Origin of the sequence: Streptomyces sp. SP18CS02, from assembly GCF_036322365.1 — a bacterium.
GTDB lineage: Bacteria > Actinomycetota > Actinomycetes > Streptomycetales > Streptomycetaceae > Streptomyces.
The window spans coordinates 201,338-228,255 of the sequence record NZ_JAQYXC010000303.1 but is presented as its reverse complement, the minus strand read 5'-3'; the positions used below and the strand labels follow the sequence as shown (position 1 = coordinate 228,255).

General features: G+C 72.4%; 27 protein-coding genes. 19 read left to right on the top strand and 8 right to left on the bottom strand.

The window, feature by feature from the left end:
- The first annotated feature begins 10 nt into the window (after positions 1–10).
- The 3 genes from ilvC (at position 11) to PUR26_RS32015 (ending at position 3,590) form a co-directional block, all read left to right on the top strand.
- Complete coding sequence (ilvC, locus tag PUR26_RS32025) at positions 11–1,012, top strand: ketol-acid reductoisomerase (RefSeq protein WP_329877930.1); 1,002 nt, start codon at positions 11–13, stop codon at positions 1,010–1,012.
- 334 nt (positions 1,013–1,346) lie between these two features.
- Positions 1,347–2,939: a phosphoglycerate dehydrogenase gene (gene serA / locus PUR26_RS32020; protein WP_329877928.1), complete on the top strand. Its 1,593-nt coding sequence runs from the start codon at positions 1,347–1,349 to the stop codon at positions 2,937–2,939.
- 75 nt (positions 2,940–3,014) lie between these two features.
- Positions 3,015–3,590 carry a TetR/AcrR family transcriptional regulator gene (locus PUR26_RS32015; RefSeq protein WP_329877926.1) on the top strand — a complete coding sequence of 192 codons (576 nt, stop codon included), beginning with the start codon at positions 3,015–3,017 and terminating at the stop codon, positions 3,588–3,590.
- Between the two features lie 42 nt (positions 3,591–3,632).
- On the opposite strand, the gene PUR26_RS32010 is transcribed toward PUR26_RS32015, so the two are convergent.
- Positions 3,633–4,838, bottom strand: coding sequence for a PucR family transcriptional regulator (locus tag PUR26_RS32010; RefSeq protein WP_329877924.1), 1,206 nt, complete (start codon positions 4,836–4,838; stop codon positions 3,633–3,635).
- A gap of 184 nt (positions 4,839–5,022) precedes the next feature.
- Here PUR26_RS32010 and PUR26_RS32005 point away from each other — a divergent pair, with 184 nt between their 5' ends.
- From PUR26_RS32005 to PUR26_RS31995, 3 genes are all read left to right on the top strand, one after another.
- Positions 5,023–5,949 (top strand): proline dehydrogenase family protein, encoded by a 927-nt coding sequence (locus PUR26_RS32005; RefSeq protein WP_329877922.1) that lies wholly within the window; start codon positions 5,023–5,025, stop codon positions 5,947–5,949.
- Between the two features lie 47 nt (positions 5,950–5,996).
- Entirely contained in the window at positions 5,997–7,628 is a 1,632-nt protein-coding gene (gene pruA, locus PUR26_RS32000; protein WP_329877920.1) for an L-glutamate gamma-semialdehyde dehydrogenase, read from the top strand.
- Positions 7,629–7,794: 166 nt separating this feature from the next.
- The gene (locus tag PUR26_RS31995) at positions 7,795–8,832 is read left to right on the top strand and encodes a S1 family peptidase (RefSeq protein ID WP_329877918.1); all 1,038 of its coding nucleotides are present in this window, start codon (positions 7,795–7,797) and stop codon (positions 8,830–8,832) included.
- 64 nt (positions 8,833–8,896) lie between these two features.
- Here PUR26_RS31995 and PUR26_RS31990 read toward each other — a convergent pair whose 3' ends face one another.
- Genes PUR26_RS31990 through PUR26_RS31980 form a run of 3 tightly spaced genes read right to left on the bottom strand, consistent with a single transcriptional unit; the run spans position 8,897 to position 11,924 of the window.
- On the bottom strand, positions 8,897–9,289 hold the full coding sequence (locus PUR26_RS31990; protein WP_329877916.1) for an STAS domain-containing protein: 393 nt from the start codon (positions 9,287–9,289) through the stop codon (positions 8,897–8,899).
- A complete protein-coding gene (locus PUR26_RS31985) occupies positions 9,286–10,347 on the bottom strand; it encodes a cobalamin B12-binding domain-containing protein (protein ID WP_329877914.1) in 1,062 nt (353 codons plus the stop codon). The genes PUR26_RS31990 and PUR26_RS31985 overlap by 4 nt, the downstream gene beginning before the upstream one ends.
- Positions 10,344–11,924: a PP2C family protein-serine/threonine phosphatase gene (locus PUR26_RS31980; RefSeq protein WP_329878570.1), complete on the bottom strand. Its 1,581-nt coding sequence runs from the start codon at positions 11,922–11,924 to the stop codon at positions 10,344–10,346. The genes PUR26_RS31985 and PUR26_RS31980 overlap by 4 nt, the downstream gene beginning before the upstream one ends.
- A 290-nt stretch (positions 11,925–12,214) precedes the next feature.
- Between PUR26_RS31980 and PUR26_RS31975 the strand changes: the two genes are divergently transcribed.
- Positions 12,215–12,673: an ATP-binding protein gene (locus PUR26_RS31975; RefSeq protein WP_329877912.1), complete on the top strand. Its 459-nt coding sequence runs from the start codon at positions 12,215–12,217 to the stop codon at positions 12,671–12,673.
- 54 nt (positions 12,674–12,727) lie between these two features.
- Here PUR26_RS31975 and PUR26_RS31970 read toward each other — a convergent pair whose 3' ends face one another.
- Positions 12,728–13,894: a PP2C family protein-serine/threonine phosphatase gene (locus PUR26_RS31970; RefSeq protein ID WP_329877910.1), complete on the bottom strand. Its 1,167-nt coding sequence runs from the start codon at positions 13,892–13,894 to the stop codon at positions 12,728–12,730.
- 87 nt (positions 13,895–13,981) lie between these two features.
- On the opposite strand from PUR26_RS31970, the gene PUR26_RS31965 reads away from it, so the two are divergent.
- Both PUR26_RS31965 and PUR26_RS31960 read left to right on the top strand, forming a co-directional pair.
- The gene (locus tag PUR26_RS31965) at positions 13,982–14,494 is read left to right on the top strand and encodes a MarR family transcriptional regulator (protein WP_443077238.1); all 513 of its coding nucleotides are present in this window, start codon (positions 13,982–13,984) and stop codon (positions 14,492–14,494) included.
- A gap of 91 nt (positions 14,495–14,585) precedes the next feature.
- Positions 14,586–15,005 carry an STAS domain-containing protein gene (locus tag PUR26_RS31960; protein WP_329877906.1) on the top strand — a complete coding sequence of 140 codons (420 nt, stop codon included), beginning with the start codon at positions 14,586–14,588 and terminating at the stop codon, positions 15,003–15,005.
- A 44-nt stretch (positions 15,006–15,049) separates the two neighbouring features.
- Here PUR26_RS31960 and PUR26_RS31955 read toward each other — a convergent pair whose 3' ends face one another.
- Positions 15,050–15,853: a DUF1206 domain-containing protein gene (locus PUR26_RS31955; protein ID WP_329877904.1), complete on the bottom strand. Its 804-nt coding sequence runs from the start codon at positions 15,851–15,853 to the stop codon at positions 15,050–15,052.
- A 198-nt stretch (positions 15,854–16,051) separates the two neighbouring features.
- Here PUR26_RS31955 and PUR26_RS31950 point away from each other — a divergent pair, with 198 nt between their 5' ends.
- The gene (locus PUR26_RS31950; RefSeq protein WP_329877902.1) at positions 16,052–16,414 is read left to right on the top strand and encodes a hypothetical protein; all 363 of its coding nucleotides are present in this window, start codon (positions 16,052–16,054) and stop codon (positions 16,412–16,414) included.
- A 165-nt stretch (positions 16,415–16,579) separates the two neighbouring features.
- Positions 16,580–17,125 carry a GNAT family N-acetyltransferase gene (locus PUR26_RS31945; RefSeq protein WP_329877900.1) on the top strand — a complete coding sequence of 182 codons (546 nt, stop codon included), beginning with the start codon at positions 16,580–16,582 and terminating at the stop codon, positions 17,123–17,125.
- 93 nt (positions 17,126–17,218) lie between these two features.
- Here the strand turns inward: PUR26_RS31945 and PUR26_RS31940 are convergent, their stop codons facing one another.
- Both PUR26_RS31940 and PUR26_RS31935 read right to left on the bottom strand, forming a co-directional pair.
- The gene (locus PUR26_RS31940; protein ID WP_329877898.1) at positions 17,219–17,977 is read right to left on the bottom strand and encodes a hypothetical protein; all 759 of its coding nucleotides are present in this window, start codon (positions 17,975–17,977) and stop codon (positions 17,219–17,221) included.
- The gene (locus PUR26_RS31935) at positions 17,974–18,315 is read right to left on the bottom strand and encodes a PadR family transcriptional regulator (protein WP_329877896.1); all 342 of its coding nucleotides are present in this window, start codon (positions 18,313–18,315) and stop codon (positions 17,974–17,976) included. Before PUR26_RS31935 ends, PUR26_RS31940 begins: the two co-directional genes overlap by 4 nt.
- Positions 18,316–18,808: 493 nt before the next feature.
- Here PUR26_RS31935 and PUR26_RS31930 point away from each other — a divergent pair, with 493 nt between their 5' ends.
- The 8 genes from PUR26_RS31930 to PUR26_RS31895 all read left to right on the top strand — a co-directional run bounded on the left by PUR26_RS31930 (position 18,809) and on the right by PUR26_RS31895 (position 26,569).
- Positions 18,809–18,940, top strand: coding sequence for a hypothetical protein (locus PUR26_RS31930; protein WP_329877894.1), 132 nt, complete (start codon positions 18,809–18,811; stop codon positions 18,938–18,940).
- Positions 18,941–19,220: 280 nt separating this feature from the next.
- Positions 19,221–20,261, top strand: a complete 1,041-nt coding sequence (locus PUR26_RS31925) for a 3-isopropylmalate dehydrogenase (protein ID WP_329877892.1) — start codon at positions 19,221–19,223, stop codon at positions 20,259–20,261.
- 244 nt (positions 20,262–20,505) lie between these two features.
- On the top strand, positions 20,506–21,594 hold the full coding sequence (locus tag PUR26_RS31920) for a branched-chain amino acid aminotransferase (RefSeq protein WP_329877890.1): 1,089 nt from the start codon (positions 20,506–20,508) through the stop codon (positions 21,592–21,594).
- 291 nt (positions 21,595–21,885) lie between these two features.
- Positions 21,886–22,572, top strand: coding sequence for an urease subunit gamma (ureA, locus tag PUR26_RS31915; RefSeq protein ID WP_329877888.1), 687 nt, complete (start codon positions 21,886–21,888; stop codon positions 22,570–22,572).
- Entirely contained in the window at positions 22,572–24,254 is a 1,683-nt protein-coding gene (locus PUR26_RS31910) for an urease subunit alpha (protein WP_329878568.1), read from the top strand. The genes ureA and PUR26_RS31910 overlap by 1 nt, the downstream gene beginning before the upstream one ends.
- Before the next feature lie 26 nt (positions 24,255–24,280).
- Positions 24,281–25,291 carry an agmatine deiminase family protein gene (locus PUR26_RS31905; protein WP_329877887.1) on the top strand — a complete coding sequence of 337 codons (1,011 nt, stop codon included), beginning with the start codon at positions 24,281–24,283 and terminating at the stop codon, positions 25,289–25,291.
- 43 nt (positions 25,292–25,334) lie between these two features.
- The gene (locus PUR26_RS31900) at positions 25,335–25,868 is read left to right on the top strand and encodes a hypothetical protein (protein WP_329877885.1); all 534 of its coding nucleotides are present in this window, start codon (positions 25,335–25,337) and stop codon (positions 25,866–25,868) included.
- Between the two features lie 101 nt (positions 25,869–25,969).
- On the top strand, positions 25,970–26,569 hold the full coding sequence (locus PUR26_RS31895) for a TetR/AcrR family transcriptional regulator (RefSeq protein ID WP_329877883.1): 600 nt from the start codon (positions 25,970–25,972) through the stop codon (positions 26,567–26,569).
- The last annotated feature ends 349 nt before the right edge of the window (positions 26,570–26,918 follow it).

Below are 26,918 nucleotides of genomic sequence, written 5' to 3'. Positions count from 1 at the left end.
GAGAAACCCAGTGGCCGAGCTGTTCTACGACGACGATGCCGACCTGTCCATCATCCAGGGCCGCAAGGTCGCGGTGATCGGTTACGGAAGCCAGGGCCACGCCCACGCGCTGTCGCTCCGTGACTCGGGCGTCGACGTCCGCGTCGGTCTGCACGAGGGCTCCAAGTCCAAGGCGAAGGCCGAGGAGCAGGGCCTGCGCGTGGTCACGCCGGCGGAGGCCGCCGCCGAGGCCGACCTCATCATGATCCTGATCCCGGACCCGATCCAGGCCCAGGTGTACGAGGAGTCCATCAAGGGCAACCTGAAGGACGGCGACGCGCTGTTCTTCGCCCACGGCTTCAACGTCCGCTTCGGTTTCATCAAGCCCCCGGCCGGCGTGGACGTCGCCCTGGTCGCCCCGAAGGGCCCGGGCCACCTGGTCCGCCGTCAGTACGAGGAGGGCCGCGGCGTTCCGGCGATCGCCGCCGTCGAGCAGGACGCCACGGGCAACGCCTTCCCGCTGGCGCTCTCCTACGCCAAGGCCATCGGCGGCACCCGCGCGGGCGTCATCAAGACGACGTTCACCGAGGAGACCGAGACCGACCTCTTCGGCGAGCAGGCCGTGCTCTGCGGCGGCGCCTCCGCGCTGGTCAAGGCGGGCTTCGAGACCCTGGTCGAGGCCGGCTACCAGCCGGAGATCGCGTACTTCGAGTGCCTCCACGAGCTGAAGCTGATCGTGGACCTGATGTACGAGGGCGGCCTGGAGAAGATGCGCTGGTCGGTCTCCGAGACCGCCGAGTGGGGCGACTACGTCACCGGCCCCCGCATCATCACGGACCAGACCAAGGCCGAGATGAAGAAGGTCCTCTCCGAGATCCAGGACGGCACCTTCGCCAAGAACTGGATGGACGAGTACCACGGCGGCCTGAAGAAGTACGACGAGTACAAGACGCAGGACTCCGAGCACCTGCTGGAGACCACCGGCAAGGAGCTGCGCAAGCTCATGAGCTGGGTGGACAACGACGAGGCGTAGTCCTCACCGGCGGGGTCGGGCAGGTGCCCGGCCCCGCCGGCCGTCGTTGGACGGACAGTCCAACCCGGACGGGTGATCCTTCCGCCGAGGCGGAAGATACGCCACGTGCCGCCACTACACTTAGGCCCACCCTCGCGCCGGTGTTCCCGCGGCCGGGGGCCCGGGGGTCCGTGACGTCGCCACCATTGTCACAGGCTCCGGGGAACCGGGAAAATGCAGCATCAACCACATATACGCGTCAGGCCCACAGCGTCGTGCGTCTTCCACGCGGCAAGCCCCTCCACCGCCTGCGGCCGTCGGGACGGCCGTCCGCACTGGACTTGTGAGGACTCACGTGAGCTCGAAACCTGTCGTACTCATCGCTGAAGAGCTGTCGCCCGCCACCGTCGACGCGCTGGGGCCGGACTTCGAGATCCGGCACTGCAACGGCGCCGACCGAGCCGAACTGCTGCCGGCCGTCGCGGATGTGGACGCCATCCTGGTGCGCTCCGCCACCAAGGTCGACGCCGAGGCCATCGCCGCGGCCAAGAAGCTGAAGGTCGTCGCCCGCGCGGGTGTGGGCCTGGACAACGTCGATGTCTCCGCCGCCACCAAGGCCGGCGTGATGGTCGTGAACGCGCCGACCTCCAACATCGTCACCGCCGCCGAGCTCGCCTGCGGCCTGCTCGTCGCCACCGCCCGCAACATCCCGCAGGCCAACACCGCGCTCAAGAACGGTGAGTGGAAGCGGAGCAAGTACACGGGTGTCGAGCTCAGCGAGAAGACCCTCGGCGTCGTCGGCCTCGGCCGCATCGGTGTCCTGGTCGCCCAGCGCATGTCGGCGTTCGGAATGAAGATCGTCGCGTACGACCCCTACGTCCAGCCGGCCCGCGCCGCCCAGATGGGCGTGAAGCTGCTGACCCTGGACGAGCTGCTGGAGGTCTCCGACTTCATCACCGTCCACCTCCCCAAGACCCCCGAGACGCTCGGCCTGATCGGCGACGAGGCGCTGCACAAGGTCAAGCCGGCCGTGCGGATCGTCAACGCCGCGCGCGGCGGGATCGTCGACGAGGAGGCGCTGTACTCGGCGCTCAAGGAGGGCCGGGTCGCCGGCGCGGGCCTCGATGTGTACGCCAAGGAGCCCTGCACCGACTCCCCGCTGTTCGAGCTCGACCAGGTCGTGTGCACCCCGCACCTCGGGGCGTCCACCGACGAGGCGCAGGAGAAGGCGGGCATCGCGGTCGCCCGCTCGGTGCGCCTGGCGCTCGCCGGTGAGCTGGTCCCGGACGCGGTCAACGTCCAGGGCGGCGTCATCGCCGAGGACGTCAAGCCGGGTCTGCCGCTCGCCGAGCGCCTCGGCCGCATCTTCACCGCCCTGGCGGGCGAGGTCGCGGTCCGTCTCGACGTCGAGGTGTACGGCGAGATCACCCAGCACGACGTGAAGGTGCTCGAACTGTCCGCGCTCAAGGGCGTGTTCGAGGACGTCGTCGACGAGACCGTCTCGTACGTCAACGCGCCGCTGTTCGCCCAGGAGCGCGGTGTCGAGGTCCGTCTGACCACGAGCAGCGAGTCGCCCGACCACCGCAATGTGGTGACCGTGCGCGGCACCCTCGCGGACGGTGAGGAGGTCGCGGTCTCCGGCACGCTGGCCGGCCCGAAGCACCTCCAGAAGATCGTCGCCGTCGGCGACTACGACGTCGACCTGGCGCTCGCCGACCACATGGTCGTCCTGCGCTACGAGGACCGTCCCGGTGTCGTCGGCACCGTCGGCCGGATCCTCGGGGAGGCCGGGCTGAACATCGCCGGTATGCAGGTCGCCCGCGCCGAGGAGGGCGGCGAGGCGCTCGCCGTCCTGACCGTCGACGACACGGTGCCCGCGCCGGTCCTCGCGGAGGTCGCCGAGGAGGTCGGCGCGACGTCGGCCCGGTCGGTGAACCTGCGGGACTGACCCCTCCGCATCCGCGTACCCGGCCCCTGGACGCTCGTCTTACACAAGCGTCTGGAGGCCGGGTACGCTGCGTTCATGGGACACCGTGAGGCTCTGCTCGAAGGCGCCAAGCGCTGCCTGCTGGAGAAGGGGTACGCGCGGACGACCGCGCGGGACATCGTCGCCGCGTCGGGGACGAACCTGGCCTCCATCGGCTACCACTACGGTTCCAAGGAAGCCCTGCTGAACCAGGCGTTCCTCGCGGTGACCGAGGAGCGGGGCGAGGCGGCCGGTCCGGCCGGGGCGCGGGAGGTGGAGCCGTCCGCGGATCCGTACGAGCGGTTCCGCCAGGCGTGGGGGCAGCTCATCGCCACCGCCGGGGACGACCGCGCGGTCTGGAAGCTCCAGCTGGAGGCCGTGACCCGGCTGGACGAGGACGAGGAGCTGCGCGAGGCCCTCAAGGAGCAGCAGCGCGAGGGGCGGCTGGGGATGGCCCGGATGTTCCCCGGTCCGGATCCGGAGGCGGATCCGGAGAAGACGCGGGTGGCGGGACTCCTCTGCCAGGCCCTCGCGGCGGGGGTCATGATCCAGCGGATGGTCGACCCGGACAGCGCCCCTTCGGCCGAGGACCTGGCCGAGGGGCTGAAGGTGCTCATGGGGGAGACGGGCTGAAGCCGGCCGGGCCCGGCGCCGCGACGACGACGCCGGGAGCGGTCACAGGCCGGCCGACTTCAGGGCCATGTGGAGCAGGAGCCGGTGCTCCCCGTCGTCCAGGTCCAGGCCCGTCAGCTGCTCCACCCTCGACAGGCGGTAGTACAGCGTCTGCCGGTGGATGCCCAGGGTCGCCGCCGTGCGGCCCGCCTGGCCCGCGCAGTCGAGGAAGACCTCGGCCGTACGGGCGAGATCCCGGTGCGCGGCGGACAACAGCGGACGGATCGCCGCGTCGTGCGCGGGCGCCGGCGGCAGCGCGGTCAGCAGGCGGTACGGGCCGATCGACGCCCAGCGGGCGACCGGGCCCAGTCGTGGCTGTGCCGTGGCCGCGCGGGCGGCGGAGACCGCCTCGTGCCATGCCTCGCCCAGCTCGGCCAGCCCCTTGCGGGGGTCACCGATGCCCGCCACGGCCCCCTCGCCCGGGTTCGCCCGACCGGCCGCACCGGTGCCCGTGGCATCCGCACCGGCGCCCGTCGCCGCCGCGTCGCGCAGCCTGGTCGCCGCCGTGAGCGCGGGCGCCAGGGCGTCGGCCGAGCGCAGCCGGATCAGCGCGGCCAGCCCGTGTGTCCCCGCCGTGCGCCAGGGCAGGGCGCACAGCGCGGCCGCCCCCGGGGCCGTACGCACGGAGGGGGTGTCGTCGCCGGGCCAGGGCGCGACGCACACCAGCGCGTGCAGGCCGTCGGCGTCCGGGCCGAGCGCCGTGCGCAACGCGGCCAGGGCCATGTCGTACTGCCATCCCCGCTCCGCCGTCAGTACGGCGCGCAGCTCCCTCGACAGGTCGCCGCCGGCCCGCTCCTCGTCCGCGAGCAGCGCCCCGATCCGGGCGGCCACCTCCATGGCGGCCGTCAGGCGGCCGGGCGCCGGCCCGGGGTCGGCGTCGAGCAGCCAGACGTACCCCAGCGCGACGCCCCGGTGGCGTACCGGAAGGCAGAGCCGGTCCCGGAAGACGCCCGCGTCCGGTGCCGCCGGGATGCGGACCGGGCCGGTCGCCCGCGTGATGCCGAAGCCCTCGAACCAGGCCCGGACGGCGGGAGTGGACTTCCTGGTCAGGATCGAGCGGGTGCGGACGGGGTCGAGCGTCGTCTCGTCGAAGTCGCCGCTGTCGTGGGCTCCGAAGGCGATCAGGCCGAAATCCCGGTTCTCCAGGGTGGCGGGGGCGCCCAGCAGCGCCGAGATCTCGTCCACCAGGTCTTGATAATCGGCCTTCATCCGGACATTCTCCCACCTCCGACCTGGCTCTTCAGACATATGTCTGAGATGGCGCCCACGGATGCGTGACAGCTGTCGATGGCCGACGATCGGGGTGATCCTTAGGTTTCACGGTGGTTCTCCGTGCCGTTGCCGACATGTCGGTTCCGGCCCCCTCTCAATCCCTGTTCCGTGGAGGTGCCCCGTGCTGGGTCCCGTGATCCTCGCCGCGTCGCGCAGCGACAAGATGCGCCGTTTCGTCTCTGCCGCGCCGGGCACCAAGCAGGTCGTCGACCGCTTCATCGCCGGTGAGACCGTCCAGCGGGTCATTCCGATCGTCGAGCAGACCGTCGGAAAGGGCCTGGAGGTCACCCTGGACGTGGTGGGCGAGGACATCACCACGCCCGAGCAGGCCACGGCCGCGCGGGACGCCTACCTGGAGCTGATCGACCGCCTCAAGGACCTGGGTCACGGCGCCAAGGCCGAGATGTCGGTCAAGCTGTCGATGTTCGGCCAGGCGCTGGAGAACGGCCACGAGCTGGCGCTCGCCAACGTCCGCCCGGTCGTCGAGGCCGCCGCCGCGATCGGCACCACGGTCACTCTGGACGCGGAGGACCACACCACCCTCGACTCGATGTTCGCCATCCACGAGGAGCTGCGCAAGGACTTCCCGCAGACCGGCTGTGTGATCCAGGCGTACCTCTTCCGCACCGAGGACGACGCCCGGCGCCTCGCCGCCGACGGCAGCCGGGTGCGGATCGTGAAGGGCGCCTACAAGGAGCCCGCCTCCGTCGCGATCCAGGACAAGGCCGAGATCGACAAGGCGTACGTCCGCATCCTGAAGATCCTGATGGAGGGCGAGGGGTACCCGATGATCGGGTCCCACGATCCGCGACTCATCGCCATCGGACAGGAGCTCGCCCGCCGTGCCGGGCGCAAACTGGACGAGTACGAGTTCCAGATGCTGTACGGGATCCGGGCCGACGAGCAGATCCGGCTCGCGGCCGAGGGCCACCGTATGCGCGTCTACACCGCGTACGGCACCGACTGGTACGGCTACTTCATGCGGCGCCTCGCCGAGAAGCCGGCCAACCTGCTGTTCTTCGTGCGCTCGATGATCACCAAGAACTGACCCAAGGGCCGAGCCCTTCCACCCCTCACAAAGGAGTCAAGGAACTCATGGACGCTGTCACCCAGGTCCCCGCCCCGGTCAACGAGCCGGTGCACGGTTACGCCCCCGGGTCCCCCGAGCGTGCCCGTCTGGAGGCCAAGCTCAAGGAGCTGGCCGAGAACCCCATCGACCTCCCGATGACCATCAACGGCGTCAAGCGCATGGGTGGCGGTGAGCGCTTCGACGTCGTGCAGCCGCACAACCACAAGGCCGTCATCGGCACCTTCGCCGCGGCCACCCAGGACGACGCCCAGGACGCGATCGACGCGGCCCTCGCCGCCGCTCCGGCGTGGCGCGCGATGTCCTTCGACGACCGCGCGGCGATCATCCTGCGCGCCGCCGAGCTGCTGGCCGGCCCCTGGCGCGAGACGCTCGCGGCCTCCACCATGCTCGGCCAGTCCAAGACCGCCCAGCAGGCCGAGATCGACACCCCCTGCGAGCTCGTCGACTTCTGGCGCTTCAACGTGAAGTACGCCCGCGACCTGCTCGCCGAGCAGCCGCCGGCCAACTCCCCGGGTGTGTGGAACCGCCTCGACCACCGTCCGCTGGAGGGCTTCGTCTACGCGATCACGCCCTTCAACTTCACGGCCATCGCGGGCAACCTGCCCACCGCCCCGGCCCTCATGGGCAACGTGGTGGTCTGGAAGCCGTCCCCGACCCAGACCCACGCCGCCGTGCTGCTCATGGAGCTGCTGGAGGAGGCCGGCCTGCCGAAGGGCGTCATCAACCTGGTGACCGGTGACGGCATCGCCGTCTCCGAGGTGGCGCTGAACCACCCGGACCTGGCCGGCATCCACTTCACCGGCTCGACCAAGACCTTCCAGCACCTGTGGAAGACGGTCGGCAACAACATCGAGAAGTACCGCTCCTACCCCCGCATCGTGGGCGAGACGGGCGGCAAGGACTTCGTCGTCGCGCACCCGAGCGCCGACCGCGCCGTGCTGAAGACCGCGCTGACCCGCGGCTCCTTCGAGTTCCAGGGCCAGAAGTGCTCCGCGTCCTCGCGTGCGTACATCCCCGCGTCCATCTGGAACTCCGGCTTCAAGGAGGAGTTCGCGGCCGAGGTCGACGGCATCACGATGGGTGACGTCACCGACCTGACGAACTTCATGGGCGCCGTCATCGACGAGCGTTCCTTCGCCAAGAACAAGGCCGCGATCGACCGCGCGAAGGAAGACCCGACCTGCGAGATCGTCGCCGGCGGCAGCTACGACGACTCGGTCGGCTACTTCGTCCGCCCGACGGTCGTCGAGTGCTCCGACCCGGCCAACGAGGTCTTCACCACCGAGTACTTCGGCCCGTTCCTCGCGGTGCACGTCTACGAGGACGACCAGTACGACGCGATGCTGGAGCAGATGGAGTCGGTGTCGGCGTACGCGCTGACCGGCTCGGTCATCGCGGGCGACCGCGCCGCCGCCGCGTACACGATGGAGAAGCTGCGGTACGCCGCGGGCAACTTCTACATCAACGACAAGTCGACCGGCGCCGTCGTCGGCCAGCAGCCCTTCGGCGGCGGCCGCGCCTCGGGCACCAACGACAAGGCCGGTGCGCCGCAGAACCTGATGCGCTGGACGCTGACCCGCGCCATCAAGGAGACGCTGGTTCCGCCGACCGAGTACGGCTACCCGCACATGGGCTGACGCCCCCGGGCCCGCGGGCCCCTCGGACACCGCCCCCCTCCGGCCCCCACGCCGGACGGGGGCGGTTCTCACAGGCGCCCTTGTGCTCAAGTGGTGTAGGTGGTGTACATGTCAAATTCATTCGTCGGTACGTCCCCACGCGTCACCGACGAAGGAGCCCCCTGACATGAGACGCACCCTCCGTGCGCGTACAGGTCTGTCCGCCCTGCTCGTCGCCGCTTCCCTCGGCCTCGGCGCCACCCCGGCCGGAGCGGCGGATCCCGTCGGCATCCACGCCCTCGACTCCGCCGTCGAGCGGCAGCTCGGTGCCGACAGCGCCGGTACCTATCTCGACGCCGCCACCGGCAGGCTGATCGTCACCGTCACCTCCGATTCCGCCGCCGAGCGCGTCCGCGCGGCCGGGGCGACCCCCGAGCGGGTCGAGCGCGGCGCGGCGCAGCTCGACGCGGCCATGGCGGCCCTGGAGGCCCGCGCCAAGATCCCCGGCACCTCCTGGGGCCTGGACCCGCGCACCAACCAGATCGCCGTCGAGGCCGACCGGTCGGTCCCGGCCCGCGACCTGGCGCGGCTGAACGCGGTCGCCGCCTCGCTGGACGGGGCCGTACGCGTCACCCGGGTGCCCGGCACCTTCCACCGCGAGGTGGCGGGTGGCGGCGCCATCTACGGCGGCGGCTTCCGCTGCTCCTCCGCCTTCAACGTCTCCAAGGGCACGACGCGCTACTTCGTCACCGCGGGCCACTGCACCAACGCCGCCGCCGACTGGTCCGCCACCTCCGGCGGCCCCGTCATCGGCGTCCGGGAGGGCACCAGCTTCCCGACCAACGACTACGGCATCGTCCGCTACACCGACGGCTCCGCGCCGGCCGGGAGCGTGGACCTCTACAACGGCGGTTTCCAGGACATCGCCTCGGCCGCCGACGCCGTCGTCGGCCAGGCCATCAAGAAGAGCGGCTCCACCACCAAGGTGACCAGCGGCACGGTGACCGCCGTGAACGTCACGGTGAACTACAGCGACGGGCCCGTCTACGGAATGGTCCGTACGACCGCCTGCTCCTCCGGCGGTGACAGCGGCGGCGCCCACTTCGCGGGATCGGTCGCCCTCGGCATCCACTCCGGCAGCTCCGGCTGCACGGGCACCAGCGGCTCGGCCATCCACCAGCCGGTGAAGGAGGCGCTGAGCGCGTACGGGGTGAGTGTGTACTGACACCCGCGGTGTCCGGCGGCGGCGCGCACCCGCGTCACCGCCGGGCCCCGGCCGGGCGGCGGGCTCAGCCGGGGAGCGTGTCGCCCGACGACGGCTGACGGCCCTCTTCGGGCGCCGCCGCGCGGTCGTCGCCGAGATACACGTCGGTACCGGTCAGCCCCAGCAGCCGGGTCAGCGCCGGAGGCCGTTCCACGAGCCTGAGGCGCACCCCCTGCGCCAGCGTCCGGCGCTTCACCATGAGCAGCGCCGAAAGCCCCATCGAGTCGCACATGCCCGCACCACCGCAGTGCAGGGCCAGTTCCCGCACGTCCGGGCGGGCCGCGAGGACCTCGTCGACCGCGCGCACGAGGTCGTCGGCCGTCTCGTAGTCCAGATCACCGGAGATCCGGATCTCGACGACGTCCGGCCCTCGGTCCGTGGCGAGCAGCTCCAGCGGCTGGGGTTCTTCGTAGGTCATCGCGTGTTTTCCTGTGCGGCGGTCGACAAGGAGCGGTCCAGGTGCGCGCGGGCGCCGTCCAGCAGCGCCGTCGCCCTGGGGAAGTCGCGCAGGTACCCGGCCAGCAGCCGCAGCACCACGGCGAGCGCGTACGCGGGCACACCGCGGTTCTCCAGTATCCCCGCGGTCCAGCGGACGAACCCCAGGAACATCTCCCGGTCGTCCATGTACAGCGCGCACGACAGGTGTTCGACGACGTGGGCCACGTCCTCGGCGGTGTGCTCGCGCCGGCGCTCGTCGTACTCCGCGAAGGGCGGGAAGACCCCGGCCAGGTCGCCGATCGCGTCCCGGACCAGCTGGGGCCTGGCCCGGGCGACGAGGGTGTACTCCTGGTCGGCCAGATGCGGCAGCGCGTCCCGCGCCACCCGCAGAGGGGACGGCGCGGGCAGCCCGGCGGCCAGCAGGTCCGCCGCCCCGCGCGCGTCGGCGGCCCAGGCGTCGGCGCCCAGCCGACGGGCCGTCCGGTCGTCCGCCCCGAAGGCGGCACCGCCCACCAGGACCGGCACGCCCGCGGCCTGGCAGGCGGTGATCGCCGCGTGCGCGGCCGGCAGCCGGGTCACCAGCGACCCGGAGAGCGCCACCGCGTCCGGTCCGCCGCGGTGCACCTGCTTGACCAGATGGGGTCCGGGCACCTGGGCGCCCAGATGGTCCACCTGCCACCCGCGCAGCCGCAGCACCTCGGTCAGCAGCCGGGCGGGCAGGGCGTGCCACTCGCCGTCCACGCAGGCGACGGTGATCCGCCCACGGGTGACCTGGGTGCGGGCGGCCGGGTGCAGGCATACGGCGGCCACCGCCCGTTCGTCGATCGCGGTCGCCGCGTGCTCGTCCGCCACCGAGAGGCGGTTGGCCGCCCACTCCTCGCCGACCCGCCGCTGCACCGCCGCGATCACGTCGAGCAGCACCTCCTCGGGGCCCATGCCCGCGTCGAGCGCCTCCCGCACCGTGCGGACCGCTCCCCGCTCGTCCCCGCCGGTGGCCGCCTCCCACAGGCGCCGCACGGCCTCGTCCCTCGCGCTCATGCGGTGAACCGGCCCGGTCCGTGGCCGCCCACGGCGCTCAGGTGGTTGCGGCGGGGCGTGGTGATGGCGACCAGGGCCATGTCGTCGTGGCGCCCCTGCCCGACCCACTCGCCGGCCAGCATCTGGATCCGCTCGACCACCGCCTCGGCGGGCATGCCGGCGCACTCGGCCAGGGCCGCCGCCAGCCGCTCCTCGCCGAACAGTTCCCCGCCGAACGGGCCGCCCCTCGCCTCGGTGATGCCGTCCGAGTAGAGCAGGCAGACCTCGCCCGGCTGGAGCGAGGTGCGGAAGGTGCGGGCGGTCACCTCGGGCAGCGCGCCGACGAGGGTGCCGCCGGTCCGCGCGGTCTCCACCCGGCCGTCGGAGCGGACGATCAGCGGCGGCGGGTGGCCGGCGCTGGTGAGCCGGAGGTCGGCCCCGTGCGCGCCGCGGCTGACCGAGGCCAGCACGAGGGTGGCGTACCGGGTGTGGTGCGACGACAGGAGGGCACCGTTCAGGAGCTGCAGCATCCGTTCGTGCTCCGGTTCGACCAGCCGCAGCGCCTGCAGGGTGTTGCGGATCTTGCCGGTCAGGACCGCCGCCTCCAGGCCCTTGCCGCAGACGTCGCCGAGCACGATCTGGGTGGTGCCGCCCGGCTCGCCCGCCGGGTGGACGTCGTAGAAGTCCCCGCCGATCCGCTGGTCGTCCCCGGAGGTGCGGTAGCCGCCCGCCAGCTCGACGCCGTCGACCTGCTCCAGGCGCGGCGGCAGCAGGTCGCGCATGAGCATGTCGGCGACGGAGGACTGCTCGGCGTACAGCAGGGCCGCGGAGATCGCCGCACCCGCGCGGGCGGCGAAGATACGGGCGAAGACCTCTTCGGACTCGGTGAAGGACGTGCCGCCCGCGCGGCGCAGCAGGATCAGGGCGCCCGCCGGGACCCCGTTGCCCGGGAGCGGCGTGACGACCATCGAGCCGATGTCGCCGAAGCCCTCCGGCCGGACCCAGGACGGGGCGCCGGCCGGGTCGATCCACCGGGAGGGCACGGGCGGGAAGCCCTGCAGGGCCTCGGCGAGCCCGGGCACCTCGGCCGTCTCGCCGCCGAGGACCTCATGGGTCACCGTTCCGTCGGCCCCGGCGCGGGACATCAGCAGCCGCCGCCGGTCGTTGGGGCCGATGACCAGCGCCGCGTCGGCGAGATGGCGGGCCGCCAGCCGTGCGGTGGTCGCCATGCACTTGCGGGCGTTGAGGGAGGAGAGCAGCTGGTTGGACGCCTCGACCAGGAAGGAGGTGCGCTCGCGCTCCGAGCTCAGGGCGGTCCGGGCGGCCAGCTGCTCGGTGTCGTCCCGCAGCCACCAGGTCATGAGGCGCCCCTGGCGGGAGCGGGCGCCGGTCGCCGTGTAGTACCGGTCCCCGCACGCGCCGGCCGCCTCGGCCATGCCCCGCCCGTGTGCGTCGGCCAGCCACTCGCGTCCGGGCCCGCGCAGCCGCGCCCCCGGCCTCAGCCCGGGGAACAGCCGGCCCGCGGAGTCGTTCGCCAGCCGTACGACACCGTCCTCGTCGGCGACGACGGCCGGGTGCGGGGAGGCATGGAGGAGCATGCCGTCCAGGTTCGCGTCGTTCACGTCACGCGCTTCGGCGTTCTTCGGTGCTTGCCTCAAACGGTGGGATACCGTGCCGGTGGCACGAACCCCTTTCACCCTCTCGGACTTCCGACGTCATTGCGGACCTCCGGCAACGATCCTCCGTCGTCGGCGGGTAAGCAATGCCCTCACCGTAACGCCGGGTGTGTGAAGAGTCGGAAGAGAGGGTGGAATGCTTCGCGGAACACGGGGTAGACGCCGGTCCGAAGTGGACCGGCCCGAGGGCCGCTTTCCGGGGGCAGGAGCACATGACCGCTGATATGAGCACCGACGAGCACGCCGTCCGGTTTCTCCGGCCGTCCCAGACCCTTCTGCGAGCCGCGCAGTACACCGGCGAGCCCGGGTCCATCGCGGCGGCCCGGGACCTGGCCGACACGTTCCTCCAGCAGCTCACCGCCGAGTGGCTCGCCGTTCTGCCGGCCCGCACGGCCCAGGACGTCCGGCTGGTCGTCAGCGAGCTGGTGACCAACGCCGACCGGCACAGCTTCGGGCCGTACTTCCTCGAACTGGAGGGCTGCGCGAAGTGGCTGAGCGTCACGGTCTACGACAGCAGCTGCGCCACGCCCGTGCGGCACGGCCGCGACCCCGGGCGCGTCGGCGGCCACGGGATGGAGATCGTCCACGCCGTGAGCGACCGGGTCACCGTGGAGAACGTGCCGGTCGGCAAGCGGGTCAGGGCCGACTTCGCCCTGGACCCGGAGGCGTGACCCGCCGCCCCGCGGCCGTGCGGGACCGGGCGGCGTGACCCGCCGCGCCGTCTCTCAGGAGGCCGTCTTCTCCTGTGGGCCGTGCCAGTCCAGGCAGATCACCAGGGCGTCGTCGGACGTCTCGGATCCCCGGTGCGCGGCCAGTTCCCGCAGGACGGCCCCGGGTACCGAGGCGGCCGGCAGCAGGCTGGTGGACTGGATCGCGCGCGCCAGCGCCCGTACGCCGTAGGCCTCGCCCTGCGGGGACGCCGCCTCGTAGACGCCGTCGCTCGCCACCAGCAGCCGGTCGCCCGGCCGTACGTCGATCTCCTGGGCGCGGTAGTCGGACTCCTCGAACATGCCCAGCGGGAGCTGCGCGTCGAGCGGGACGCGTTCCACGCTTCTGCCGCGTCTTCGCCACAGCTGGGGCGAGCCGGCGTCGACCGCGCACGCCAGGCCCGTCCGCAGGTCGAAGCGCATGAGCAGGGTCGAGACGTACAGGGCGCCCCGGTGCTGGGCGTACACCGCCTGGTCGGCCAGTGCCGCCTGGTCGGCGATGCCGATGCCGGCCCTGCGCGCGTTGCGCAGCGCGTTGACCGTGAGGCTGGTCAGCAGGGACGCCTCGGTGCCCTCGCTCATCCCGTTGGTGACCGCGAGGGTGAGCGTGGAGGCGTCCGACGACCAGTCGAAGTTGTCGCCGTGGATCGCGTAGGCCGGCTCCAGCTGGGCGCCGATCTCGAACTCGGGCTGGGCGTAGGACCGCCCGGGCAGCAGCTGCCACTGCATCTCGGCGGCCAGGGTCAGACGGGTGACGCGGCGGGCCCGCTGGTAGAAGTCGGTGTCCCGTTCCGCCACCAGGATCTCGTGCCCCAGCAGCGCCGCGATGTGGGCGAGCTCCACGACCGTCTCGGCCGTCGAGCGGTCCCCCGGCAGCCGGACCGTGAGCACCCCGAGCCGCTCGCCGCGCACGGTGACCGGCAGGTGGTGGGCGATCTCGCCGCCCGGGCCCGCCTCCGTCCGCGGCTCCTGGCTGCCGAAGGCGCGCCCCTCGCTGCTGTCGTGCAGCGGCAGCGAGCGTGCGGAGGGGCTGACGGCGTCCACGGGCTGGAGCATCGTGAGGCTGTAGTCCGCGAGTACCAGCACCACGTCGGTGGCGCCGAGACCGGCGACGAGCCGTTCCCGGACGACGTCGACCAGCGCGTGCGGGGGCGCCGCGCGCAGGGACTTCTCGAGATCCTGCATCGGGATCACTGTGGTTGCGGGCCTTCCTCTGAGGGTGCCTGGGATCGCGGGCTGACAAAGGGCGCCGCTGGGTGACAGAGTGGATCGGTGCCCCGGTTCATCAGTACGCCACCTCCCCACGACCAAGTGGCGGCAGACGTGTGCGCGGCCACGGAGCTCCTGGAGGTACTGCTGGGGCGAGGTCAGGAAGGGGCGTCCGCGGGTCCGGTCTCACCGTCGCAGCTGCGTGCCCTGCTCGTCCTGGAACGACACAACGGGGCGAACCTGCGCACGCTGAGTGACGCACTGGGTTCCCGCAACTCGTCCGTCAGCCGGCTGTGCGACCGGCTTGAGGCGATGGGCCTGGTCACCCGGGAGCCGAGTCCGACGAGCCGTCGTGAGGTGCAGCTGCGGCTGACCAGGCGCGGCCGTGCGGTTCTGGGCGAGCTGCGCCAGGCGAGGGCGCGCGAAGTGGCGGCCGTACTGGTCAGGATGGACCCCGGGGCGGTGAGCGCCCTGTCCGAGGGCCTGATCGCCTTCGCCGCCGCCGCCCGGGCCGCGCAGGAGGCGGAGGGCGGGTGCGACGCCCGCGGCGGCCACTCGGTGGCCGACAGCGCCTAGCTTCATTTCCCGCTCAACTTCCCCCCTGGCGGTCCGCCTCCGAAGCACGTCGTAGCGACATGATCAGGGAAAGACTGTTGCCATAGGGAGAATGTTGTCAAACGACAACAGTCGGTTTTATCGTGGGCCCGTGCGCCCAACCCACCCTGCTGACCAGACCTTGCGGATCACTGAAGACGATGAGTCGGGGGTGCGTGTCGTCGCTGTCTCCGGAGAGGCCGACCTCGAGAACGTCGGCCCCCTCGACGACTTGCTGCGGGAGGCCGCCGACGGGTCCGGCCGTCTCGTGCTCGACCTCTCGGGTCTCGCCTTCGCCGACTCCACGATGGTGAACGTCATCCTGCGCGCCTACACCGACCTGGGGGAGAGGCTGCGCATCGCGGCCCCCTCGGAGTTCATGCGGCGCCTCTTCGATCTCACCGGGCTGGACTCCGTCCTGCCCCTGTACGACGGCGTGGCCGAGGCGCTGGCCGCCGGCACCGTGCCGCCGGTGGCAGACGTCGCCGACTGAGCCGGCGGCCGACCGGGCCGGCCGCCCGTGCCGCGGGGGACCGCTCACACCCGGCGCCAGCGGGCGACGGCGAACAGGAACAGTCCGTACATCGCCAGACCGAGCGCGATGACGACCAGGAGCCAGGGGCCGGCCGGGGTCTCGGCGAACGAACGCAGGGTGTCGTCCACTCCCTTGGCCTCGCTCGGCCGGTACTCCACGGCCGCCCGCACCACGAACACGCCGGCGGCGACGAAGACCAGTCCGCGCGCGACGCCCCCGCCGACCCCGGTCACGTCCACGGCGCGGCGGGCCCACTCGGGCATCCGGCCCAGCCTCATGTGTGAGCGGTAGGTGCGCCGGGCCGCCCGTACGGCGTTCACCACGCCGGTCACGGCGATCGCCACCCCGGCGGCGGCGACGATCCACTGCCCTGCGGGCATCTCCAGCACCTTGGCGGTGATGTCCTGGGACTGGCGGTCGCTGGCCCCGCCGCCCCGCTCCTGCCGGTCGCCCGCCGCGAAGGCGAGCGCCGAGTACGCGACGACGGCGTAGAAGACGGTCCGGCCGGCCGACAGCAGCCGGTGCGACGTCTTGGTGCCCCACACGGCCTCGGAGAGCCGCCACAGGGCCATCCCGGCGAGCCCGATGCCCACGGCCCACAGCAGCGCGGAGCCCAGGGGCCGCGCGGCGACCTCCGAGAGGGCACCGCCGCGGTCGGCCTGGCGGCCGCCCTGGCCGAAGGCGATCCGCAGGGCCAGCACCCCGATGAGCAGGTAGATCACTCCCAGGGCGGCGAATCCCCAGCGGCCCGCGGCCTCCAGGGTGGTTCTGCCCGTCTTCCCCCGTGCCTTGCTCCGTACGGTCATGTCGATCCTCCCGTAGCCGGATGCCCGTGCGCCGGCCCAGAAAACGGGGGGCCCGGCGGGCCGTCGCCCCGTGCGGCGGCCCGCCGCGGCTCCGTCCGGTCGGGCGCCGGCCCTGTTCCGGGAGCGGCGAACGCCGTATACGAAGAGGAGGTGAGTGACGGTCAGTTTCACGCGTCCTTCGCCGGATACACGCATCCCATGGCTGAGACCAAGAAGACGACGCAAGCAAGGACGACGACCAAGGAGCGGGCGCAGCGGGCGCAGACCGCCGCGCGGGACACGGCGCAGGACGCCGCCGAGTCCGCCCGCGGGATCGGCGGGGTGACCGCCGACAAGGCCAGGACCGCGGCCCGGACCGTACAGCGGACCGCCGCCACGGCGGCCGACCGCACCGTCGGGAAGGTGGGGGTCGTCTGGACGCTGGTGAAGGCCCGCAAGGTCATCGTGGCCGGAGCGGGCGCGGGCGTCGCCACCGCCGTGGCGAGCTCCTACGCCCTGGGCCGCCGGGTGGGGCTGCGCCAGCGCGGCCCGCTCTCCCGCCTCAGCGGCGGCAGGCTCTGACCCCTGACGGCGGGCGCCGCCCGGCCGGCGGCCGGACGGCGCCGCGCCCGCCCTCGCCGTCCGCCGACGCGGGCCCGCCCTCGTGTGGCCGGTTTCCCGCCCCCTTCTCGCCGCCCCCCGGCAACCGTCGTCCGGCTGCCCGGGGGGCCTGCGAGAGTGGAGGGCATGACTGAGCCGTTGCGCACCGCCCACACCTTCGCGTTGACGTCCACCACGCTCGACGCGATACGCGCGCTGCTGGACGCCGCGTTCGAAGGGGACTTCAGCGACGAGGACTGGGACCACGGGCTCGGCGGCGTCCACGCCTGGATCGAGGACGAGGACGGGATCGCCGCCCACGGCAGCGTGATCATGCGACGGGTGGTGCACTCGGGCCGTTCGTACCGCGTCGGCTATGTGGAGGCCGTCGCCGTACGGGCCGACCGGCGCAGGCAGGGCCTGGGCGGTCGCGTGATGGCGGCGCTGGAGGAGGTCATCGACGGGGCGTACGCCTTCGGTGCCCTGTCGGCCTCCGACGAGGGCGCCGAGCTCTACCGGGCGCGCGGCTGGCAGTTGTGGAACGGCCGCATCGAGGCGTACGGCCCCGAGGGCGTGGCGCACCTGCCGGACGAGGAGGACTCCACCTACCTCCGCCCTGCCGCCGGCCGGCCCCTGCCCGCCGCTGACGCCACCGCGCTGCTCTTCGACTGGCGCGACGGCGACGTGCTCTGAACGCCCCGCTCTGAACGCCCCGGTCCGGGCGCGCCGGTCAGGACATCCCGCTGTGGACGACCTGCCCTGAACGCCCTGTTCCGGACGCGCCGGTCAGGCGCGCCGTCCGCCGCCACGGACGGACGTCGGACGCCCGGCGCCGGTCCGTGCCGCGTCCCGCCGGGCGCCGTACAGGGCGCCCCCCGCGCCGGCCACCAGGACGGCGGCGATCGCGTACGCGGGCATGTCGAAGACGTGCGAGAAGTAGCCGACCGTCAGCACGATGACGCTCACCGCCCATACGGCGAGCGCCGCCCAGCCCCGCCCGCTCAGGAACCAGGTGCGCGCGGGCGTCTCGGGCAGGGTGGTGAGGCTCGCCGCCGGGCCCGCGTCGGCGGCCTTCGGCCGCTTGAAGTACCCGTAGAAGAACCATTCGCCGCACAGCTCCCAGCCCTCGGGCGCCAGTTGCCCGACCACGGGGGAGCGCCTGCCCCGCGGCAGTGCCTCGCGGCGGTACTCCCAGCGCAGGGCGGCGCCCGGCACCCGGCGGCAGACGAACCGGCCGACCGCGTCGAGCCGTTCCACCTCCCAGCCCTGGTCGCCGTGGACGGCCAGCATCGCGGTGTCGTTGAAGATGTCGGCCGTCCACGTCCAGGTCTCGGCCTTCTCGGCCGGGCCCGCCGCCGGACCGGTGGCACCGCCCGCGAGCTGCGCGGCGAACTCGCGGGCCGGGCCGAACTCCTCCACGGCCGTGGTGCCGCTCTCGGCCAGATAGCCGGTGAGATCGGCGACGGTGGCGGCCGTCTGCTCCTCGGCCACGCCCGCCCGGCGCAGCGCGGCGGACAGCTCGTCGAAGTAGGCGCTGTCGGTCATCGTGTCGTTCCCCCTGGGTGCAGCATGGTCTTCACGGCGGTGTGGAAGTCGAGCCAGGCGTCGCTCTCCGCGGCGAGGTGCGCGCGGCCGTCGTCGGTGAGCCGGTAGTACCGGCGGCCCGGGCCGCGCTCGGCGGCCCTGAACTCCCCGACCACCAGGCCGGCTTCCTCCAGCCGGTTGAGCACGGGATAGAGCGTGCCGCCCTTGATCTCGCCGAGCCCTCCGGCGGCCATGGCTTTGGAGATCTCGTACCCGTAGCTCTCACCTTCGGTGAGACAGGAGAGGACGAGGAGGTCAAGGACGCCCTTGAGCCAGCTGGATCTGCGGTCTGCGGCCATGGCTGTATTCCACCACTAGCTAGGTAGGAATGCAATCTAGGTCGGTGGGCGATCTGTATGGCGCTCCGATCTGGCTGGCCATGCCGACGGCGGTGACCATGCCAATGGCGGCGGCGACCATGCCGACCATGCGCGGCGGTGCGTGGCGGTCCGGGCGTTCCGGCGGTCCACGGAGCTCCGCTCCTTGGCCGTGCCCAGCCGTGCCCAGCCCGGGATTGCTCCGTCCGGGGAGCCCCCGGTGGCCGGCCCTCGGTGCGTTTCCCCAGGTCGGAGCGGTTCGGTGCGCGGTGCCGTCTCAGATAGTAGGAAGTCCGAGTAATGGTGGAGACAGGAGCGGGTCCAGCCTTTAGCTTGGAATGAGCCGAACGTCTCGCTCCATCCAGCGAATGGCGGCCGTGAGCGCAGTGCCCGAGGCAGGTAACCCCTGCGGCGGCGCTCCCCGCCCCTTCCGGCGCCTCGAAATCACCTGTCTGATCTCAAGGAGTCGATCATCATGGCCGCTGAGACCGTCCGTCGCGTCCGCCACTCCGCCGCCCGCCCCGGCGAGGCCGAGCGCAAGAACGCCGCCGCCGCCCTGCAGAGGGCCCTCGACCGCAGGGACAACGGGGGATCCACAGGTCACTGACCCGGCCCCGCCGGGGGCCCGCCTCCGCGGGGGTGTCCCGTTCCCGGTCCGCCGACGCGCCCGCCGGTACCAGCGGGCGCGTCGCCCCCTGCCGCACGGCCTCGCACGTCCCGCCGCACGAGCCGCCGCCTTACACCCCCCGCCAGGATCCGCGGGGGGACCGCCGCCGGCCGTCCGGGTCGCGGCGGGGCGCGCTGTCCGCCCCGGCGGGCGCGCAACACGTCCGTCCACATGATGGACTGCGTGTGTCATTCCATGGGACGCGCAGTAGGGTGCCGACATGTCTCGCAGCATCAATCTCGCAGTGATCCCCGGTGACGGCATCGGCCAGGAAGTCGTGGCCCAGGGCCTCAAGGTCCTCCGCGCGGTCCTTCCACAGGATGTGAAGCTGGAGACCAAGGAGTACGACCTCGGCGCCCAGCGCTGGCACCGCACCGGGGAGACCCTTCCCGACGCGGAGCTCGAAGCCCTCAAGGGCCACGACGCCATCCTGCTCGGCGCGATCGGCGACCCGTCGGTACCGTCCGGCGTGCTGGAGCGGGGCCTCCTGCTCAAGCTGCGCTTCGCGTTCGACCACTTCGTCAACCTGCGCCCCTCGAAGCTCTTCCCGAACACCGCCTCCCCGCTGGCCGGCCGCCCCGACATCGACTTCGTGGTCGTCCGCGAGGGCACCGAGGGCCCGTACACCGGCAACGGCGGCTCGCTGCGCACCGGCACGCCCGCCGAGGTCGCCACCGAGGTCAGCCTCAACACGGCGTACGGCGTCGAGCGCGTCGTGCGTGACGCCTACGAGCGGGCCCAGGCCCGGCCGCGCAAGAAGCTGACGCTGGTCCACAAGAACAACGTCCTCGTCTACGCCGGCCACATGTGGAAGAACATCTTCGACAAGGTCGGCCAGGAGTACCCCGAGGTCACCACCGACTATCTGCACGTCGACGCCGCGACGATCTTCTTCGTCACGCAGCCCGAGCGCTTCGACGTCATCGTCACCGACAACCTCTTCGGTGACATCCTCACCGACCTCGCCGCTGCCGTGACCGGCGGCATCGGCCTGGCCGCGTCGGGCAACATCAACCCGACGGGCGAGTTCCCGTCGATGTTCGAGCCCGTCCACGGTTCCGCGCCCGACATCGCGGGCCAGGGCAAGGCCGACCCGACCGCGACGATCCTCTCCGTGGCGCTGCTGCTGCGCCATCTGGGGTACGAGGCCGAAGCCGGCCGGATCGAGGAGGCGGCCGCCGCCGACCTCGCCGAGCGCGACGGCTCCGCCCGTACGACGGACGAGATCGGCGACGCGCTCGCCGTACGAGTAGCGAGCTGACCCGTCGACTGGAAGTCGTTCCAGACACAGCCGCCGGGTCGCATCCGCACCCGGCGGCTTCTCGTTGGCGGCCACCGGGTGCCACCATCGACCCCTGGACCGCGGTCACGCTGTTCCACGCACCCGCTCCCGCGCGCGATAATCGAACGTGGGGCCGCGGCATGCGGGAAAGCTCGGACGTCCTAGCAGTAGTAGCGGCGTGAGCGCGGTCCGTCACAAACAACCGGTGAAGGACACAGCACCCATGACGACGCTCCCGATCGAGCTCAAGCCCTCCTCCACTCCGCTGTCCGACGCGGAGCGGGAGGCGATCCTGGCCAACCCCGGATTCGGCCGCCACTTCACCGACCACATGGTGACGATCAAGTGGACGGAGGGGCGGGGCTGGCACGACGCACAGCTCACCCCGTACGCGCCGCTGTCCATGGACCCGGCCAACATGACCCTGCACTACGCGCAGGAGATCTTCGAGGGCCTGAAGGCGTACCGCCGCCCCGACGGCTCGGTCGCCACCTTCCGCCCCGAGGCCAACGCCGAGCGTTTCCGTACCTCCGCCCGCCGTCTGGCGATGCCGGAGCTGCCGGTCGAGACCTTCATCGCCGCGTGCGACGCGCTGGTCCGGCAGGATGTGGCGTGGGTTCCGCCGCACGGCGGCGAGGAGTCCCTGTACCTGCGCCCGTTCATGATCGCCAATGAGGTCGGGCTCGGCGTGAAGCCGGCCAACGAGTACCTCTTCATCGTCATCGCCTCGCCCGCCGGCGCGTACTTCCAGGGCGGCGTCAAGCCGGTCTCCGTCTGGCTCTCCGAGAACTACGTCCGCGCCGTCCCCGGCGGCATGGGCTTCGCCAAGACCGGCGGCAACTACGCGGCCTCCCTGCTCGCCCAGGCCGAGGCCGCGGAGAAGGGCTGCGACCAGGTCGTCTGGCTCGACGCGCTGGAGCACCGGTGGGTCGAGGAGATGGGCGGCATGAACCTGTACTTCGTGTACGGGGACCGCATCGTGACCCCCGAGCTCACCGGGTCCCTGCTGGCCGGCATCACCCGTGACTCGCTGCTCCGGCTCGCCCGCGACCTGGGCTACGAGTCGCGGGAGGGCCGGATCTCCACCGAGGACTGGAAGCGCGACAGCGAGAACGGCACCCTGACCGAGGTGTTCGCGTGCGGCACCGCGGCGGTCATCACGCCGGTCGGCTCCGTGAAGTCCGAGGGCGGCGACTGGATCCAGGCTGACGGGCAGCCGGGCAGGGTGACGCTCCAGCTGCGCAAGGCGCTGCTGGACATCCAGACCGGCGCGTCGGAGGACGTCCACGGCTGGACGCACCAGCTGGGCTGAGCCCTCGGGCGGCCCACGACAGCCCTCGGGCACCGTGCGGACAGGGGCGGGATGGTGACCACCATCCCGCCCCTTCGCCATGTCCGGGCCCGGGCCGGCCGCAGGCCCGGCGCAGGGCGTGGATGTGACCAAGGGCCTGGACGTGACGGAGGGGCCGGGAGCAGCGAGGCGTCGGCTGGCCCGTCGGGTCTTCGAGCAGCATTCGATGTGACCTGCATCCGACGCCCCGTCGGTCCTTCCCTCAGGCGCGTCCTCCTTTTAGAGTGGCGTTCAAACAGGAGGTGTGGTGACGTGCGACTTACCCCCACGGAACGCGACCGGCTGCTGCTCTTCGGCGCCGCCGAGCTCGCCCGTGCCCGCCGGGCCCGTGGACTGCGGCTCAATGTCCCCGAGGCGACCGCCCTCATCGCGGACACCGTCTGCGAGGCGGCCCGTGACGGACGGCGGCTCGCCGACGCCATAGCGGCGGCCCGTTCGGTGCTCGGGCCGGACGACGTCCTGCCGGGCGTCGCGGACGTCGTGACCGAGGTGCACGTGGAGGCCGTCTTCGACGACGGTTCCCGGCTGGCGGTCGTCACCGACCCGATCGGCGGTGGAAGCCGCGGCGAGGAGGCCCCCGGCGCGCTGCTGCCGGGCCCCGGCTGCGCGGAGCCGGAACCGGTGCTCACCCTCACCGTGCGCAACACCGCCGCCGTACCGATCAGCGTCACCTCGCACTTCCACTTCTTCGAGGCGAACCCGCGCCTGCGCTTCGACCGCGCCGCCGCCTACGGGATGCGGCTGTGCGTACCGGCCGGCTCGTCCGTGCGCTTCGGCCCGGGCGACGCGGCCGACGTCGGGCTCGTGCCCATCGGCGGCGACCGCGTCGCCATCGGCTTCGCGGGCCTGGTCGACGGCCCCCTGGACGCGCCGGGTGTCCGGGACGAGGCCCTGCGCAGGGCGGCGGCCTGCGGCTACCTGGGAGCGGAGGACGCATGATGAACCCGTACGAGTACGCGTCGGTGCACGGCCCGAGGCGGGGCGACCGCGTCCGGCTCGGGGACTCCGGGCTGACCGTCCGGGTGGAGTCCGACGCGCAGAAGCCGGGGGACGAGTTCCTCGCCGGGTTCGGCAAGACGGCCCGCGACGGACTGCACCTGAAGGCCGCCGCCGTGCGCGACACCTGCGACGTCGTGATCAGCAACGTCCTGGTCATCGACGCCGTGCAGGGGATCCGCAAGGTGTCCGTCGGCATCCGAGAGGGCCGCATCCACGCCATCGGGCGCGCCGGTAATCCGGACACCCTCGACGGGGTGGACGTCGTCGTCGGCACGGGGACGAGCATCGTGTCCGGCGAAGGGCTGATCGCCACGGCCGGGGCCGTCGACACCCATGTCCATCTGCTGTCGCCGCGCATCATGGAGGCGTCACTGGCCTCCGGTGTCACCACGATCATCGGCCAGGAGTTCGGACCGGTGTGGGGCGTCGGCGTCAACTCGCCCTGGGCCCTGCGCCACGCCTTCGGGGCCTTCGACGCCTGGCCGGTCAACATCGGCTTCCTGGCCCGGGGTTCCTCCTCCGACGCCGCCCCGCTGGTGGAGGCGCTCGCCGAGGGCGGCGCGTCCGGTTTCAAGGTCCACGAGGACATGGGCGCGCACACCCGGGCGCTGGACACGGCCCTGCGGGTCGCCGAGGAGCACGACGTGCAGGTCGCCCTGCACAGCGACGGCCTGAACGAGTGCCTGTCGGTGGAGGACACCCTCAAGGTGCTGGAGGGCCGCACCATCCACGCCTTCCACATCGAGGGCTGCGGTGGCGGCCACGTCCCCAACGTGCTCAAGATGGCGGGCGTGCCGAACGTCATCGGCTCCTCCACCAACCCCACCCTGCCGTTCGGGCGGGACGCGGTCGCCGAGCACTACGGGATGATCGTCTCCGTCCATGACCTGAAGACCGACCTCCCGGGCGACGCGGCCATGGCGCGCGACCGGATCAGGGCGGGCACGATGGGCGCCGAGGACGTCCTGCACGACCTGGGCGCGATCGGCATCACGTCCTCGGACGCGCAGGGCATGGGAAGGGCCGGCGAGACCGTACGCCGGACCTTCGCCATGGCCGCGAAGATGAAGGCCGAACGGGGCCCGCTGGAGGGCGACGGGGACGGCGACGACAACGCCCGCGTCCTGCGGTACATGGCCAAGCTCACCATCAACCCGGCCATCGCCCACGGCCTCTCGCACGAGATCGGCTCGATCGAGGTGGGCAAGCTCGCCGACATCGTGCTGTGGCGGCCCGAGTTTTTCGGCGCCAAGCCGCAGCTCGTCCTGAAGTCGGGTTTCCCTGCGTACGGGGTCGTGGGCGACCCCAACGCGGCCACCGACACCTGCGAACCGCTGGTACTGGGACCGCAGTTCGGCGCGTTCGGCGCCACCGCCGCCGACATCTCGGTGGCCTTCGTCTCCGCTGCCGCGGCGCAGACCGGGGCCGACCTGATGCCGACCCGCCGCCGCCGCGTCGCCGTGCGCGGCACGCGCGGCATCGGCCCGGCCGACCTGCTCCTCAACTCCCGTACCGGACAGGTCGGCGTCGACGGCCGCACCGGACTGGTCACGCTCGACGGCGACCCGGTCCGCTCGGAACCCGCCGACTCCGTCTCCCTCAACCGCCTCTACTTCCTGTGAGGTACCTCCCCGTGAAGGACGCCGCGATGTTCCGCATGCCCGCCGAATGGGCTCCGCACGAGCGCACCTGGATGGCCTGGCCCGGCGCCAATCCCACCTTCACCGACGAGCGGGAGCTCGCCGAGGCCCGCCGGGCCTGGGCCTCGGTGGCCCGTGCCGTACGCCGCTTCGAGCCGGTCACGATGGTCGTCGGACCCGGTTCGGCCGACTCGGCCCGCGCGCTGCTGGGGCCGGACATCGACCTGGTCGAGCGGGACCTGGACGACGCGTGGATGCGCGACATCGGCCCCACCTTCGTCACGGACGGCCGCCGGCTGGCCGCCGTCGACTGGGTGTTCAACGGCTGGGGCGAGGCCGACTGGGCCCGCTGGGAGCACGACTCCAAGATCGCCCGGCATGTGGCGGACCTCGCGGGCACCCCCGTGCACTCCTCCCCGCTCGTCAACGAGGGAGGCGCCCTCCACGTCGACGGCGAGGGCACGGTCCTGCTGACCGACACGGTCCAGCTCGGCCCCGGGCGCAACCCGCACTGGAGCCGTCAGGAGGTGGAGGCCGAGATCCACGCCCGCCTGGGCACCACGAAGGCGATCTGGCTGCCGCGCGGTCTGACCGGCGACTACGGGCTGTACGGCACCCGGGGTCACGTCGACATCGTCGCCGCCTTCGCCGCCCCCGGTGTCGTCGTGGCCCACACCCAGCCCGACCCGGCCCATCCGGACCACGAGCTCTGCAGGGCGAACGTGGAACTCCTGCGCTCCAGCACGGACGCCAGGGGCCGCCGGCTGAAGGTCGTCGAGGTCCCCGCCCCGACCGTCCTGACCCAGGACGGGGAGTGGGCCGACTACTCCTACATCAACCACTACCTCTGCAACGGCGGCGTCGTGCTGTGCGCGTTCGACGACCCGCGCGACGAGATCGCCGCCGGGATCTTCCGCCGCCTCTTCCCGGACCGCACGGTCACCCTGGTCGACGCACGCGCGATCTTCGCGGGCGGCGGCGGCATCCACTGCATCACCCAGCAGCAGCCGAAGGTGTGAAACCCGTTCGAGGCCATGGCCAAGGCTGTGACAGCCTGCGGCCATGCCCTTGATCGAACACGACGGCGGCCACTACGCGATCCGGATCATGTACGCCGTGCCGGACGACGCCTGGTACCTGGAACTGGACGTGACGGCCGACCGGAAGACGGTCGCCCTCGCGATCGTCCCGGACGAGGACCCGGAGCGGGAACCCACGGTCTGCTTCGGCCCGGACGCCGGGCACCGGCACATCCCGTACGACGTCATGACCTGGTTCATGGACCACGTCGCCCAGGAGATCCGCACGAGCCGCGCCTGGATGCGGCTGCGCCCGGACCTCGTCGGCGTCGTGCGCCTGCTGCGTGAGACCTTCATGGGCGTCGCCGGGGACGACGAGTACCCGGCGCTCCTGGTGATCCTGCGGGAGCGGCTGACCGAGGAGGACGTCGCCACGGTCATCGAGGGGGCGTTCGGCCCGGACATGCCGGTCCCGGGCCCCGTGGACCTCCCGCCGGACCGGGTGCGCGCGGTCCGCGAGCGGATGGCCGGCCCCGACGGTCCGACGGACGCGGGCCTTCCGGGGCCGATCGGGTAGAACGTACGGGTGAACGTACTGCTCCGCGGGTTCCGCCGCCACCGCCCGACCGAGCCGGTCCCGCCGTCGCCCCAGGCGCCGGTGCGCCGGGGGAGTGCCGGATGACCCCCGCCGCACGGCGACGGCACGCCCCGCCCCGCGAGGAGGTGCTCGCCGCCGCGATGGAGACCATCGCCGAGCGCGGGCTCGACGGGCTGACCATGGCCGGACTCGGCCGCCAGGTCGGCATGAGCAGCGGACACCTCCTGTACTACTTCCACACCAAGGACGAGCTGCTGCTGCGGACCCTGGAGTGGAGCGAGGGCCGGCTCGGCGCCGAGCGCGGCGCGCTGCTGTCCCGGCAGGCCCCGGTGCGCGAGCGGCTCATGGCGTACGTCGACCTGTACGTGCCCGACGGCCCCCGCGACCCGCACTGGACGCTCTGGCTGGAGGTGTGGAACCGCTCGCAGAACGCCGACGAGGACGCCCGCGCCCGCCAGGCGGCCATCGAGGGCGCCTGGCACCGGGATCTGGTCGCCCTGCTCGCCGAGGGCGTCTCGCGCGGCGAGCTGCGCCCCCTGGACCCCGATCGGCAGGCGGCCAGGCTGCGGGCCCTGCTCGACGGCTTCAGCGTCCACGTCGCGGTCGGGATACCGGGCACCGGCCGGGCGCAGGTCCTCGACCACGTAGGGGAGTTCCTCGCGGAGTCCCTGCTGCCCTGACCGCCCTGACCGCCCTGACCGCCCGGGCGCCCTGACCGCCGAGCGAGGGCCCGGGGCCGGGCGGGGCCGGGTCGGGCCGGGGGTGCCGGGTGGACCGATGGGTGGAACCCGAGGACCGCATCGTGAGACCCGTCTGCCCGGGCAAACCCGTCTGTGGCAGACTGCCACCGTGCTTGCTACCACCATGATTATGGGCAGCAGCGCGCCGGTCCGCAGTGACCACTGATCGCGGCAAGACCCTCCGCACCAGTGGACACCGTGCCCCAGACCCGCGCGCAGACCTCTCGCACCCGCGAGAGGTTTTTTCGTTTTCCGGCCCCCCACCCCGGGGCGGGACGGAGGCGCGCGA